The organism is Acinetobacter sp. EKM10A, from assembly GCF_011075215.1.
Lineage (GTDB): Bacteria > Pseudomonadota > Gammaproteobacteria > Pseudomonadales > Moraxellaceae > Acinetobacter > Acinetobacter baumannii.
The window spans coordinates 335,083-349,048 of the sequence record NZ_JAALLK010000001.1 but is presented as its reverse complement, the minus strand read 5'-3'; the positions used below and the strand labels follow the sequence as shown (position 1 = coordinate 349,048).

The following is a 13,966-nucleotide window of genomic DNA, read 5'->3' as shown; positions in this document are numbered from 1 at the left end:
TAAACCCTGTTTCTCCCATACGGACCATAACTAAAAGTCTGAAAACAGGTATCCAAATAACTAGGAGCACCTCATGTCATTTTCCCGCAAACAGTTTGCACTGTCTGCCATCTTTGTCGCTATTTTAGCAACCGGTGGCAGTTTTATGTTGTTACATGAAAATGCCGATGCAAAAGCTGCACCAACCGCTGCCCAACAAGCTGCTACTGTTGATGTAGCCCCAGTAGTAAGCAAAACCATTACCGATTGGCAAGAATATTCCGGTCGTTTAGAAGCAATTGATCAAGTTGATATTCGACCTCAAGTTTCAGGAAAACTCATTGCCGTACATTTCAAAGATGGAAGCCTCGTTAAAAAAGGTGATTTACTTTTCACAATCGACCCTCGTCCTTTTGAAGCAGAACTGAACCGTGCAAAAGCCCAGCTTGCTTCAGCTGAAGCACAGGTAACATATACCGCAAGCAATCTTTCGCGTATTCAACGTCTCATTCAGAGTAATGCTGTTTCTCGCCAAGAACTGGATTTAGCCGAAAATGATGCACGTTCAGCCAATGCTAACCTACAAGCCGCTAGAGCTGCTGTCCAATCTGCACGTTTAAATCTGGAATACACCCGTATTACAGCACCAGTCAGTGGCCGAATTTCACGAGCTGAAGTGACCGTGGGTAATGTCGTCTCTGCAGGTAACGGAGCACAAGTCTTAACAAGTTTAGTATCTGTATCACGCCTATACGCATCTTTCGATGTTGATGAACAAACTTACCTGAAATATATCAGTAATCAGCGCAATTCTTCTCAAGTACCTGTCTATATGGGACTTGCCAATGAAACAGGCTTTACTCGCGAAGGTACAATCAACTCAATCGATAACAACCTGAATACAACCTCAGGTACGATTCGTGTTCGCGCAACTTTTGACAATCCAAACGGCGTTTTATTACCGGGCCTATATGCACGAATTCGTTTAGGTGGAGGCCAACCTCGACCAGCGATTCTGATTAGTCCAACCGCGGTTGGTGTCGACCAAGATAAACGTTTTGTCGTAGTAGTTGATGCGAAAAATCAAACTGCTTATCGCGAAGTAAAACTCGGTGCCCAACAAGATGGCTTGCAAATCGTAAATAGCGGATTACAAGCGGGTGATCGTATTGTAGTGAATGGTTTACAGCGAATTCGTCCGGGTGACCCTGTTACACCGCATCTCGTTCCTATGCCAAATTCACAAATCACTGCTAACGCTACTCCTCAACCTCAGCCAACAGATAAAACATCAACTCCGGCAAAAGGTTAATCACATATGAATATTTCTAAGTTTTTTATTGATCGGCCGATCTTTGCTGGTGTGCTATCAGTCTTGATTTTACTCGCTGGTCTCCTTTCGGTATTTCAGTTACCGATTTCTGAATATCCGGAGGTTGTTCCACCATCTGTGGTGGTACGTGCCCAATATCCGGGTGCAAACCCAAAAGTGATTGCTGAAACGGTTGCTTCTCCGCTCGAAGAGTCAATCAACGGCGTCGAAGACATGCTGTATATGCAATCTCAAGCAAACAGCGACGGTAACCTAACCATTACGGTGAACTTTAAGCTCGGTATCGACCCAGATAAAGCCCAACAATTGGTTCAAAACCGTGTGTCTCAGGCCATGCCCCGTTTACCTGAAGATGTACAGCGCTTAGGTGTAACCACACTAAAAAGCTCACCTACTCTAACTATGGTGGTACATCTGACCTCCCCAGATAATCGCTATGACATGACCTACTTACGTAACTATGCGGTGCTCAACGTGAAAGACCGTTTAGCGCGTTTACAAGGGGTTGGTGAAGTCGGATTATTTGGTTCTGGTGACTACGCGATGCGTGTATGGCTTGACCCGCAAAAAGTAGCACAGCGTAACCTTACAGCCACTGAAATTGTGAATGCAATCCGTGAACAAAACATTCAGGTTGCAGCGGGTACAATCGGTGCATCACCAAGTAATTCACCTTTACAGCTTTCGGTCAATGCTCAAGGTCGTTTAACCACTGAGCAAGAATTTGCCGATATCATTTTAAAAACTGCTCCCGACGGTGCAGTCACCCGATTGGGTGATGTTGCACGTGTTGAACTCGCAGCTTCACAATATGGCTTACGTTCATTACTCGATAATAAACAAGCTGTCGCAATTCCAATTTTCCAAGCTCCGGGTGCGAATGCTTTACAAGTTTCCGATCAAGTGCGTAGCACGATGAAGGAGCTTTCAAAAGATTTCCCATCTTCAATTAAATACGACATTGTTTATGACCCGACTCAATTCGTACGTGCCAGTATTAAAGCGGTCGTTCATACCCTACTTGAAGCAATTGCACTGGTTGTTGTGGTCGTTATTTTATTCTTGCAAACATGGCGTGCCTCAATCATTCCATTGCTTGCCGTACCGGTTTCAATTATTGGTACATTCGCGCTCATGCTCGCTTTTGGTTACTCAATCAATGCGCTATCACTGTTCGGAATGGTACTTGCCATCGGTATTGTGGTCGATGACGCGATTGTGGTCGTCGAAAATGTCGAGAGGAATATTGAAGCAGGCTTAAACCCAAGGGAGGCGACTTACCGTGCCATGCGAGAAGTCAGTGGACCGATTATAGCCATTGCTTTAACACTCGTTGCAGTATTCGTACCTCTTGCCTTTATGACAGGCTTAACAGGGCAATTCTATAAACAATTTGCCATGACCATTGCCATTTCAACGGTTATTTCGGCATTTAACTCGCTTACCCTATCTCCTGCTTTGGCAGCGCTGTTACTGAAAGGACATGATGCTAAACCGGATGCCTTAACACGTATTATGAATCGTGTATTCGGTCGTTTCTTTGCACTGTTTAACCGTGTGTTTTCACGTGCTTCAGACCGTTATAGTCAAGGCGTCAGCCGTGTCATTTCCCATAAAGCTTCGGCAATGGGTGTCTATGCAGCACTCTTAGGTTTAACCGTTGGTATTTCCTATATTGTTCCAGGTGGTTTCGTTCCTGCGCAGGACAAACAATATTTAATTAGCTTTGCGCAGCTACCAAACGGCGCATCATTAGATCGTACCGAAGCGGTCATTCGTAAAATGAGTGACACTGCACTTAAACAACCTGGTGTAGAAAGTGCAGTTGCCTTTCCTGGCCTATCAATTAACGGTTTCACCAATAGCTCAAGTGCCGGTATTGTCTTTGTGACTTTAAAGCCATTTGATGAACGTAAGGCAAAAGACTTATCTGCAAATGCAATTGCAGGTGCGCTCAACCAGAAATATTCAGCTATTCAAGATGCCTATATCGCGGTTTTCCCACCGCCACCAGTGATGGGCTTAGGCACGATGGGCGGCTTTAAACTCCAACTTGAAGACCGAGGTGCCTTAGGCTATTCAGCCTTGAACGATGCTGCTCAAAACTTTATGAAAGCAGCACAATCAGCCCCTGAACTGGGACCAATGTTCTCAAGTTATCAAATTAACGTACCTCAACTAAATGTAGATCTGGACCGTGTAAAAGCTAAACAGCAAGGCGTTGCTGTCACAGATGTTTTCAACACTATGCAGATTTATTTAGGTTCTCAGTACGTTAACGACTTTAACCGTTTTGGACGTGTTTATCAGGTCCGTGCACAAGCCGATGCGCCTTTCCGTGCTAACCCTGAAGATATTTTGCAGCTTAAAACCCGTAATAGTGCCGGACAAATGGTGCCATTATCTTCATTGGTAAATGTCACTCAAACCTATGGTCCTGAAATGGTCATTCGTTATAACGGTTACACATCAGCAGATATTAACGGCGGACCTGCACCGGGCTATTCATCTAGCCAAGCTGAAGCTGCGGTTGAACGTATTGCTGCACAAACTCTGCCGCGTGGTATCAAGTTTGAATGGACAGATTTAACTTATCAAAAAATCTTGGCCGGTAATGCAGGACTTTGGGTATTCCCAATTAGCGTATTACTCGTGTTCTTGGTTTTAGCTGCTCAGTATGAAAGCTTAACCCTACCATTAGCAGTTATCTTAATTGTACCGATGGGAATCTTAGCGGCTCTGACAGGTGTCTGGCTGACTGCTGGAGATAACAACATCTTTACCCAAATCGGTCTAATGGTACTGGTCGGGCTAGCCTGTAAAAATGCCATTTTGATTGTCGAATTTGCGCGGGAACTTGAAATGCAAGGTGCGACTGCCTTTAAAGCAGCCGTTGAAGCAAGTCGTCTACGTTTACGCCCAATTTTAATGACCTCTATTGCATTTATTATGGGTGTCGTACCACTGGTGACTTCAACTGGCGCAGGTTCTGAAATGCGACATGCGATGGGTGTTGCCGTATTCTTCGGCATGATCGGTGTAACATTCTTTGGTTTATTCCTCACCCCGGCCTTTTACGTTCTGATTCGTACCCTCAACAGCAAACATAAACTACATTCTGCGGCAGTTCATGAAGCGCCGTTAGCTAGCCCACACGATCATTAAGGAGGGCATTTGGTGATTACATCAAAACAAAACTGGTTGTTGTCCTCACTCATGGGAAGCCTGCTCCTTGCAGGCTGCTCATTAGCCCCAGAATATCAACCTGCAAAAGTTATAGTGCCAGTCAAATTCAAAGAATCTGATCCAAAAATTGAAGATAATAACTGGAAGATTGCCCAACCTGCCGATCAACAAACTCGTGGTGAATGGTGGCGCATTTACAATGATGCTCAACTGAATGAACTTGAACAGCAAGCTATCGCAGGCAATCAGAACCTTAAAGCGGTGGCAGCCAATATTCAGGCTTCACGTGCACTACGTTCGGCAGCTCAAGCTGAGCGCTTACCAAGTATTGATGCCGGATTTGGGCCAACCCGCCAAAAGCCGTCTCCGGCTTCACTCGGTTTAGATGACAATGCACATACTTCGGCTCACACCTTATGGAGCGCTCAAGCCAATGTTTCATATGAGCTCGATTTATTTGGTCGTGTAGCAAGTAGTGTCAATGCAGCAACAGCAGATCTACAGCAACAAGAGGCTTTATATCAGTCGGCACTTTTAGCTCTACAAGCAGATGTTGCTCAAGGCTATTTTCTGATACGTCAACTTGATACCGAGCAAGCAATTTATAACCGAACAATCAAATTACTAGGTGAAACACGAGATTTAATGCAGCTTCGTTTTAAAAACGGACTGGTCAGTGAATTAGATGTTTCTCGTGCACAAACCGAACTTGCTACCGCACAAACCACTGCCCTAAATATTGCTCGTAACAGAGCCAGTGCAGAACATGCGCTTGCAGTCTTATTAGGAAAACCACCAGCGGACTTTAACTTGCCAGTTCAAACTTTAACTGCAAATAGTATCCGTCTCCCTACTGGTTTGCCATCAACTTTACTTGAAAGAAGACCCGACATTGCGGCTGCAGAGCGTGCAATGGCAGCAGATAATGCACGTATTGGAATTGCTCGTGCAGCATTTTTCCCAAAACTCAGTCTTACAGGAGCTTTAGGTTATGAATCTTCAAGTTTAAGCGAGTTGGGTAAATGGTCGAGTCGGACTTTTTTACTAGGACCTGTCGCCGGTACTATTTTGTCGTTACCTTTATTTGATGGTGGACAACGTAAAGCAGGCGTTGCTCAAGCACGAGCAGCTTATGAAGAAAGCGTTGCGAATTATCGGCAAACTGTACTAAACGCATTTCGCGAAGTTGAAAATGGTTTATCTGATCAAAGAATTCTCGATCAGCAAATTCAAGCTCAAAACCAAGCACTCTCCTCTTCTCGTCATGCCAATCAACTTTCTCATTTACGTTATCGAGAAGGTGCGATTAGCTATCTTGATGTCATTGATTCTGACCGCACTATTTTGCAACAAGAACAATTAGCAGCTCAGCTGAAAGGTAGCCAAATCATTGCAAGCATCAATTTAATCCGTGCTTTAGGGGGCGGTTGGAGTAGTTAATAAAAAAGCGCCTTACGGCGCTTTTTTTATATATACAAATTATTTTGCATATACAGGGAATTTTGCACAAACAGCTTCAACTTTTGCTTTTACATCAGCAATAACTTTTTCGTCACCTTTGCTGTCGATCACGTCAGCGATCCAACCAGCAAGTTCACGAACTTCAGCTTCACCAAAACCACGAGTTGTTACTGCCGGAGTACCGATACGAATACCAGAAGTCACAAATGGAGAACGTGGGTCATTTGGAACTGAGTTTTTGTTCACAGTAATGTGAGCAGCACCTAACCAAGCATCTGCATCTTTACCAGTTACGTCTTGTTTGATTAAAGATAACAAGAATAAGTGGTTGTCTGTACCACCAGAAACAACATCATAACCACGTGCGATGAATACTTCAGCCATCGCTTGAGCATTTTTCACAACTTGTTGTTGGTAAGTTTTAAAGTCATCAGACATTGCTTCTTTGAAGCAGATTGCTTTAGCAGCAATCGCATGCATTAATGGACCACCTTGGTTACCAGGGAATACAGCTGATTGAAGTTTTTTCTCAATTTCTTCATTCGCTTTCGCAAGGATTAAACCAGAACGTGGACCACGAAGTGTTTTGTGAGTCGTCGTTGTTGTTACGTCAGCAATTTGAACTGGGTTTGGATATACACCAGCAGCAACAAGACCAGCAACGTGAGCCATATCAACAAAAAGGTAAGCGCCAACTTTGTCCGCGATGTCACGGAAACGTTGCCAATCTACAACACGGCTATAAGCAGAGAAACCAGCAACGATCATACGTGGCTTGTGTTCTAACGCTAAACGTTCAACTTCTTCGTAATCGATCTCGCCAGTTTCAGCATTTAGTCCATACTGAACAGCGTTGTACGTTTTACCAGAGAAGCTTACTTTTGCACCATGAGTCAAGTGACCACCGTGAGCCAAGCTCATACCCAAAACTGTGTCGCCTGGGTTAAGAAGTGCTAAATACACAGCAGAGTTAGCTTGTGAACCAGCATGTGGTTGAACGTTTGCGTAATCAGCACCAAAAAGTTCTTTAGCACGGTCAATCGCCATTTGTTCAATAACATCTACATATTCGCAACCGCCATAATAGCGTTTGCCAGGATAACCTTCTGCGTATTTGTTCGTAAGTTTTGATCCTTGCGCTTCCATCACAGCAGGAGAGCAATAGTTTTCAGATGCAATTAACTCGATATGTGCTTCTTGACGCTCACCTTCAGAAGCAATTGCTTGAGCTAATTCTGGATCAAATTCAGAAATGGAAATATTGGCAAACATTAGCGGGGGTCCTATAAATTAGGGCTTTTAAGCCGTGCTAAGATTGCGGCATATTGTAGCATGAACTTTATAATTAAACAGAATCAAGTTAGCTCAGTTTTAAATAAAAATGGCTCAATTTTTATAAAAAATGAGCCATCAAATCTAAAATAATTTATAAACACTTAAAAAGCTTTTAATTAATAATTTTCCAAAGTTAAATTTAGCTTTTCATATCAATAAAAAAACCTTAAATATCAAATACTCTTATTGAGCTGACAGCAAGTTTTGTACATTTCCAATAATATTATCTACATTACTGCTCATTGCCGCCTCATGATCCCAATTACCCGTTACATAGCTATTAATCTTTGTACCGACGACAGTGGCATTAGATATCAAAATATCAGTAGCTACTTTCGGAACTGTTGTATCTGCTAGCCCCTGATAAATAATAATCGGTGTAGTGACTTTTGCCTGTAAAGGTTGAGAATCTTTATCTAAGAATGTTTTAACTAAAGGTACTGCCATAAAATTAGGTTGTGTACGCGTATATCCATCCAGAGTTCCATTATGCTCTGTAGCATACTTAGTCATACCTGCACCAAAGGCTTGCCCCAATGGCCCTGCACAAATTGTTTCCGCCTGCTGTGCAGTACTTGCTGTTTGTGAAGTAAATACTTGGGAATAATCAAAGCTTGGCTGTGTATTTCGAATGCCGGCTGTCACTAAAGCAGTATATGTATCAAGCTGCGCATACATTGGAATCTTTTTATCCACAGTTGCATTAGCAACAGCCTGTTCACCTGCAATTAAAATAAATCCTAGATTTGAAGCTGGTGCTACCGCTACTGTACCTTTATAGTCTAGCTGCGCACGGCTCGCATATTGTGCAGCGCCCAATGCAGCATGCCCACCTTGCGAATGTCCTACAGTAACCCACTTTTTCGAAGTTAATAAGTTCCGCTGTAATAAATAATTGCGTGTTGCTACTACTGCATCGGTAATTGAATAAGCTTCACTTTTAATATTTAAAAATGGATGTATACCTGGTGTACCTAATCCCTCATAATCTGGTGCAACCACCACATAACCCGCTGCAAGAAGTTTACTAATTAAATCTTTAGTACTGTCTGTTAATGCCGATTTACTCGGTGCACATGCATCTGCAACCCCTGTCGTACCATGTGCCCAAACCACAATTGGCCAACCGCCTGCTGGTGGTGGAGTAGTCGGTGCAAATACTAGACTTGTTGCCTGCACCTCTTGTCCACTTTGACCTAACATTTTATAAGTTAAAATACTACTTTCAGCAGCAACCGCTCCTAAGTTAGTACTTGTATAAGCATCGACCTTAACCACTGGATTTTGAATATTATTGGCTGGAGTACCCGATGGATCAGTAGTTGCTGAACTGTCATCACTACTTCCATCTCCACATCCCGTCAATAGTAAACTTGTGCTAAGAACACTGGTCATGAACAATTTCATTTTCATTCGTATATCTTCCTTAAATTCAATTTTTGTTGTGCTTTAGTTTTTAATGAACATTTTAAATGTCTTACAAACAATTACGCCTAATCTTCATTTTTCGCAAGTGATATTTAATCAAAATGAACAGCGAGATTTTCTACTTTTCAACATAAATTGCATTTGATAGCTCATCTAGCCTTACTCTATGTTTTAAAGTAGATAGCCAACTGTTAAGATTGATGGTTACTTGTAATTGTTTAAAGGTTCAAAAGATGCAAGCCATTATTTTAGATACAGAAACTCATACACTAAATGGTTTGCCTATTGAAATTGCATACGCCCCTATTGAACTTAATGCAGGTAAACTCACTTTAGATAAAAGCAAATTGTTTGATCAGCTTTATCAGGTGGGAGCTCCGATCTCTTATGCTGCAATGGCTGTTCACCATATCTTAGAGTCCGACCTAGAAAATCAGCCTCACTATAAAACCTTTAAATTACCTGATAGCACAACTTATATTATTGGCCATAATATTGATTATGATATTGCCGCAATTGCTCGCTGTGGCGTCGATGTATCTCATATTAAACCGATTTGTACTTTAGCTTTAGCACGTAAAGCTTGGCCAGATGCCGAAGCTCATAATATTTCTGCACTCATTTATATGATTTCCCAAGGTAGCGGTAAAGCTCGAGAAATGCTGAAAGGTGCTCACCGTGCCGACGCTGACATTATTTTAACTGCCAATATTTTGATGCATATTATCTATCATTTAAATATTCAAGATATTGAAGAGCTTTACCAAGTTTCTGAAGAAGCCCGTATTCCGCATACGATTAATTTTGGTAAGCATAAAGGTACGGCAATTGCTGAACTGCCTAAAGATTATATTCAATGGCTTCTACGTCAAGACGAGCTGGATGTCTATCTACGTAAGGCATTAGAAAGCGCATTTTAAATTCCTTAAATAGATGATATTCATAAATTCTTCATCAAATTGTCATTTTTGAGTTTTATCTTTAACCCCATTTATATTTTATTAAGAACAGTACTGTTTGATAGAGAAAAATCAAACAGACTGCTTCATTTTTATATTGGGGAAATACAATGTCTGGTTTTTATCGAACCAATTTGGGAAGAGTTGCGCTTCAACAACGTAATATTACGTTAAATGCAAAACAAAGACGTTTACTTCTATTAATAGACCATGAAGATTTTCAAAGTCTCGATACTGAGTTTAAAAAGCGGATCGCCCCACCAGAACTGATACAACAGCTCATTGACTTAAAACTAATTGCACCTTCTAGTGAAAATTATTCAGAGTTACCTGAACAAATATCTCCCCAAGAGTCATCTATAACAACTAAAGAAATACATCAAAAAAATGTTGACGAGAATAAAAGTAATGATTTAGTTGGAGAAATTCAGGTTCCTCACTCAACGTCTGCGCCTTCTTCAAATATTGAAAATAACCAACCAAGCATTCCAGTTCAACAGCTCTCTTTTGAAGAAATACAACAGTTGATGAAGCAAAGCTTAAGCCAATACTGTGGCCTTATGGCAAAGCCACTTATTCAAAAAATAGAGCAAATAAAAACACTTCAAGAACTTAAAATGTGCCAAATGCAATGGATTACCAGTTTGCAGGAATCACGTATTCCTCCTCATGAGCTAGCACATACGCTCCATTCTATTAATTATTCAATTCAGCTTATTCAGCAACGCATCTAAAATAGAACAAGCTGCTGTTTAATTAAGCATTAAACTCACTTGGTACGTATTTCGTGCTTTACCTACCAGTGTTTTTTTCCTATGATGTGCCCCACACATGTGCGCTCGTAGCTCAGTTGGATAGAGTACAGGTTTCCGAAGCCTGGGGTCGTGGGTTCGATCCCCGCCGAGCGCACCAATTTATATATAATAACTTCATAAATTTATCTCAATTTCATAAAATTCCGACTATTTTACTTGGTTTATTAATCATTATCGCTCAAAATATACCCCTCTTTCATAATGTGAGAATTTCATGACTGATGCTTTGGTTTTAAGAGATTTGTCCAAAACATATCGTAATGGTTTTCAGGCGTTAAAAGGTATTAACCTCACTGTGCCTGAAGGTGAATTTTATGCGTTGTTAGGCCCAAATGGTGCCGGCAAATCAACAACCATTGGTATTATCAGCTCCCTCACGAAAAAAACTTCAGGAACTGTTGAGATTTTTGGACATAATCTCGATACTCATCCATCGTTGGCAAAACAGCAGCTTGGCGTTGTCCCTCAGGAATTTAACTTCGGGCAATTTGAAAAAGCATTCGATATTTTAGTTACCCAGGCTGGTTATTACGGTATTCATAAAAAGATTGCCGAGAAACGAGCGGAACATTATTTAGAAAAACTTGGCTTGTGGGAAAAACGTAATATACAAGCACGTATGCTGTCTGGTGGTATGAAACGCCGACTAATGATCGCCCGTGCCATGATGCATGAACCTAAACTTCTTATTCTAGATGAGCCTACTGCGGGTGTAGATATTGAATTACGCCGTTCTATGTGGGATTTTCTGACCGAAATGAACGAAAACGGTACTTCTATTATTTTAACGACACATTATTTAGAAGAAGCAGAAATGTTGTGTCGTCAAATTGCCATCATTGACCGTGGTGTCATTAAAGAAGATACCAGCATGAAAAATTTCCTAAACCAGCTGAGTGAAGAGTCTTTTATTTTTGATTTAGCAGAACCAATTGCCCCACTCCAGCTCAATATTATTGGTGTGAAGTTCAACTTAATTGATAGTAGTACTTTAGAAGTAACAATGGATAAAGCACATACATTAAATGACTTATTCCAACTTTTAGAGTCACAAGGTATTCGTGTTCGTAGTATGCGTAACAAATCGAATCGCCTTGAAGAGCTATTTGTCAAAATGGTCGAGAAAAATCTTGAAGGAGCGGCAAAATGAACTTTAACCAACTGCAAATTGCTCTCTGGACTTTAGTTCGTAAAGAAGTACGCCGTTTTCTTCGTATTTGGCCACAAACTTTATTACCACCTGCGATTACCATGAGCTTGTATTTTGTCATTTTCGGTAATTTGGTTGGCTCACGTATTGGGCAAATGGGCGGCGTGAGCTACATGCAGTTTATTGTACCTGGCTTAATCATGATGGCTGTTATTACCAACAGTTATGCCAATGTATCATCGAGTTTCTTTAGTGTGAAATTTCAAAAAAGCATTGAAGAGCTGATTATGAGTCCTGTGCCCTTACATATTATCTTATGGGGCTATGTTATTGGTGGTATTTGTCGAGGTGTCTTGGTTGGTGCAATCGTTACCGCGATGAGTATGTTTTTTACTGATCTTTTTATCCATAACTGGTTCGTAACTATATATACAGTATTAATTACATCCGTTTTATTTTCTTTAGGCGGTTTTATTAATGCAGTCTACGCAAAATCATTTGATGATATTTCTATTATTCCAACATTTGTACTTACTCCACTTACCTATTTAGGTGGTGTGTTTTATGCCATTAGTGCACTTGGTCCTTTTTGGCAAAAACTTTCTTTAATTAATCCTATTGTTTATATGGTAAATGCTTTCCGTTTCGGCATTTTAGGTCATAGTGACGTGAACGTTTCGTTCTCTTTAATCATTGTGACATTGTGCTGTGCTGTACTTTACGGAATTGCTTATTATTTACTTGCTCGTGGTTCAGGAATGCGTGAATGAGTGTCGAACAGTCTTTATTGGGTAAAGAAACCCAATATCCAACTAGCTATCAACCCGATGTGTTATTTCCAATTGCACGTGCTCAATCTCGTGAAAAATATGCTCATATCGAAGGTATAACCCAAGGTAAAGATTGGTGGCACGTTTTCGAAATTTCTTGGTTGAATGCTCACGGTATTCCACAGGTTGCTATCGGCAGAATTACACTGCCAGCTTCTTCACCGAATTTGATTGAATCAAAGTCATTAAAACTTTATTTCAATAGTCTTAACTTCACTCAGTTTGACTCTACACAGTCATTCATTGAAACAGTTGAAAAAGATCTATCTGCTGCGGCTGGTGCAAAAGTTGAATTAACCCTATTTCAAGTAGATGATTTAGAGATTTCTAAACCTCAAGGGATCTGTATTGATGATCTTATGCCAGAGCGTTTAGAACAACATCCTGATGCTACTCTCTTAAAACTTGATGAGTCAGGTGAAGAAATCGAAGTTGAACTGTATTCTCATCTTTTGAGAAGTAACTGCCCAGTCACGGGTCAGCCGGATTGGGGGACAGTTTTTATTCGTTTTAAGGGCAAAAAACCTTGTTATCGTAGTCTTTTAGCCTATATTATTTCGTACCGTCAGCATAACGGTTTCCACGAACAATGTGTCGAACAAATCTTTGCCGATATTTGGCAAAATTTGCAACCTGAAAAGCTGATGGTTTATGCAACTTATACTCGCCGCGGTGGACTTGATATCAATCCTTGCCGAGTATCGGATCTTACATGGATGCCAAAACCGATTCGATTGGCACGACAATAAAACGAATAATTTGAGGATACACCATGCCGTTTTTTGGTTTTACCCCTTCTGAAGGCTTATTGAATGATATACAGACTGGAATTGCGAATAAAAATTCTAGTGAACCGTTATATCCACTTCGAGACAAAATCGCTTTACAACTCAATGAAGAAATTATTGAAAATGTACTTACCCAGTTAGTACAACATTTCCCAGCGAGTGAAAAAAGAGATACCGCCGAAAAACTAGCTGGTTATGTCAAATCAACAGTTGCCGTGCTTTTAAAGCAATTACTCAGCAAAGCGCCAAACGATGTGGTTAAACAGTCAGTTGAGTTTTCAGAGAAAAGCTTATTTAAAGATCCGCAAGGCCAATATAAAGTTGGCGTAGCTTTAGATGCTGGCCTAGTTACCAACTTGAAGCATAATTTTGCCGAGCTTCAAGCGGGTAATGATATTAATAAAGCAGCATTAGCAGAACTATATAAACAGTTCGGTGATGCTATGGTGAGACATTTTATGTCTGACTTTAATAAAACATTAGATTTAGGCATGATTAAGCGTAAAGCAGCCGATATTGGCGCTGCTGCTGTAACTAAAGCAGTTCATATTGCGATCGACAAACTCATTCCAAGTTTAAATCGCACTGAACTAAAAGCGATGGCTGAATATCATGATGGACTATTCTTTAACTAATAAAAAATAGTCTATCGGAAACCTGGTGAGAGCCAGGTTTTTTTATTGCAAAATATTGATATACATT

Annotated in this window: 11 protein-coding genes, 1 tRNA gene and 1 pseudogene; 11 read left to right on the top strand and 2 right to left on the bottom strand. The window is 40.8% G+C overall.

Features of this window, described 5'->3' with window-relative positions:
* Positions 1 to 73: 73 nt before the first annotated feature.
* From adeF to adeH, 3 genes are read left to right on the top strand one after another with little or no spacing between them, the layout of a single operon-like run.
* Positions 74 to 1,291: a multidrug efflux RND transporter periplasmic adaptor subunit AdeF gene (gene adeF / locus G9371_RS01565; RefSeq protein ID WP_000010641.1), complete on the top strand. Its 1,218-nt coding sequence runs from the start codon at positions 74 to 76 to the stop codon at positions 1,289 to 1,291.
* Between the two features lie 6 nt (positions 1,292 to 1,297).
* Positions 1,298 to 4,477, top strand: coding sequence for a multidrug efflux RND transporter permease subunit AdeG (adeG, locus tag G9371_RS01560; RefSeq protein ID WP_029424513.1), 3,180 nt, complete (start codon positions 1,298 to 1,300; stop codon positions 4,475 to 4,477).
* Positions 4,478 to 4,489: 12 nt separating this feature from the next.
* A complete protein-coding gene (gene adeH / locus G9371_RS01555) occupies positions 4,490 to 5,938 on the top strand; it encodes a multidrug efflux RND transporter outer membrane subunit AdeH (protein WP_029424514.1) in 1,449 nt (482 codons plus the stop codon).
* 39 nt (positions 5,939 to 5,977) lie between these two features.
* Here adeH and glyA read toward each other — a convergent pair whose 3' ends face one another.
* Positions 5,978 to 7,231, bottom strand: a complete 1,254-nt coding sequence (gene glyA / locus G9371_RS01550; RefSeq protein WP_002049224.1) for a serine hydroxymethyltransferase — start codon at positions 7,229 to 7,231, stop codon at positions 5,978 to 5,980.
* Positions 7,232 to 7,291: 60 nt separating this feature from the next.
* On the opposite strand from glyA, the pseudogene G9371_RS19155 reads away from it, so the two are divergent.
* A pseudogene (locus tag G9371_RS19155) lies at positions 7,292 to 7,369 on the top strand (hypothetical protein); the annotation flags it as partial.
* Positions 7,370 to 7,477: 108 nt separating this feature from the next.
* Here the strand turns inward: G9371_RS19155 and G9371_RS01545 are convergent.
* Positions 7,478 to 8,707 (bottom strand): alpha/beta hydrolase, encoded by a 1,230-nt coding sequence (locus G9371_RS01545; RefSeq protein WP_029424515.1) that lies wholly within the window; start codon positions 8,705 to 8,707, stop codon positions 7,478 to 7,480.
* Positions 8,708 to 8,955: 248 nt separating this feature from the next.
* Between G9371_RS01545 and G9371_RS01540 the strand changes: the two genes are divergently transcribed.
* The 7 genes from G9371_RS01540 (at position 8,956) to G9371_RS01510 (ending at position 13,899) form a co-directional block, all read left to right on the top strand.
* Positions 8,956 to 9,642 carry a 3'-5' exonuclease gene (locus G9371_RS01540; protein ID WP_004707798.1) on the top strand — a complete coding sequence of 229 codons (687 nt, stop codon included), beginning with the start codon at positions 8,956 to 8,958 and terminating at the stop codon, positions 9,640 to 9,642.
* 149 nt (positions 9,643 to 9,791) lie between these two features.
* Positions 9,792 to 10,415, top strand: a complete 624-nt coding sequence (locus G9371_RS01535) for a hypothetical protein (protein WP_002049342.1) — start codon at positions 9,792 to 9,794, stop codon at positions 10,413 to 10,415.
* Between the two features lie 101 nt (positions 10,416 to 10,516).
* Positions 10,517 to 10,593: transfer RNA gene (locus tag G9371_RS01530), tRNA-Arg, on the top strand.
* 117 nt (positions 10,594 to 10,710) lie between these two features.
* A complete protein-coding gene (locus tag G9371_RS01525) occupies positions 10,711 to 11,646 on the top strand; it encodes an ABC transporter ATP-binding protein (protein WP_002052950.1) in 936 nt (311 codons plus the stop codon).
* On the top strand, positions 11,643 to 12,416 hold the full coding sequence (locus G9371_RS01520) for an ABC transporter permease (protein ID WP_001010537.1): 774 nt from the start codon (positions 11,643 to 11,645) through the stop codon (positions 12,414 to 12,416). Before G9371_RS01525 ends, G9371_RS01520 begins: the two co-directional genes overlap by 4 nt.
* A complete protein-coding gene (gene queF / locus G9371_RS01515) occupies positions 12,413 to 13,225 on the top strand; it encodes an NADPH-dependent 7-cyano-7-deazaguanine reductase QueF (protein WP_000110166.1) in 813 nt (270 codons plus the stop codon). The genes G9371_RS01520 and queF overlap by 4 nt, the downstream gene beginning before the upstream one ends.
* 23 nt (positions 13,226 to 13,248) lie before the next feature.
* Complete coding sequence (locus G9371_RS01510) at positions 13,249 to 13,899, top strand: hypothetical protein (protein ID WP_001115740.1); 651 nt, start codon at positions 13,249 to 13,251, stop codon at positions 13,897 to 13,899.
* Positions 13,900 to 13,966 lie beyond the last annotated feature (67 nt).

Excerpts from the sequence above, each read along its gene's own strand:
- adeF (WP_000010641.1), top strand. The coding sequence starts at position 74 with ATGTCATTTTCCCGCAAACAGTTTGCACTGTCTGCCATCTTTGTCGCT.
- adeG (WP_029424513.1), top strand. The coding sequence starts at position 1,298 with ATGAATATTTCTAAGTTTTTTATTGATCGGCCGATCTTTGCTGGTGTG.
- glyA (WP_002049224.1), bottom strand. The coding sequence starts at position 7,231 with ATGTTTGCCAATATTTCCATTTCTGAATTTGATCCAGAATTAGCTCAA.
- G9371_RS01545 (WP_029424515.1), bottom strand. The coding sequence starts at position 8,707 with ATGAAAATGAAATTGTTCATGACCAGTGTTCTTAGCACAAGTTTACTA.
- G9371_RS01540 (WP_004707798.1), top strand. The coding sequence starts at position 8,956 with ATGCAAGCCATTATTTTAGATACAGAAACTCATACACTAAATGGTTTG.
- G9371_RS01535 (WP_002049342.1), top strand. The coding sequence starts at position 9,792 with ATGTCTGGTTTTTATCGAACCAATTTGGGAAGAGTTGCGCTTCAACAA.
- G9371_RS01525 (WP_002052950.1), top strand. The coding sequence starts at position 10,711 with ATGACTGATGCTTTGGTTTTAAGAGATTTGTCCAAAACATATCGTAAT.
- G9371_RS01520 (WP_001010537.1), top strand. The coding sequence starts at position 11,643 with ATGAACTTTAACCAACTGCAAATTGCTCTCTGGACTTTAGTTCGTAAA.
- queF (WP_000110166.1), top strand. The coding sequence starts at position 12,413 with ATGAGTGTCGAACAGTCTTTATTGGGTAAAGAAACCCAATATCCAACT.
- G9371_RS01510 (WP_001115740.1), top strand. The coding sequence starts at position 13,249 with ATGCCGTTTTTTGGTTTTACCCCTTCTGAAGGCTTATTGAATGATATA.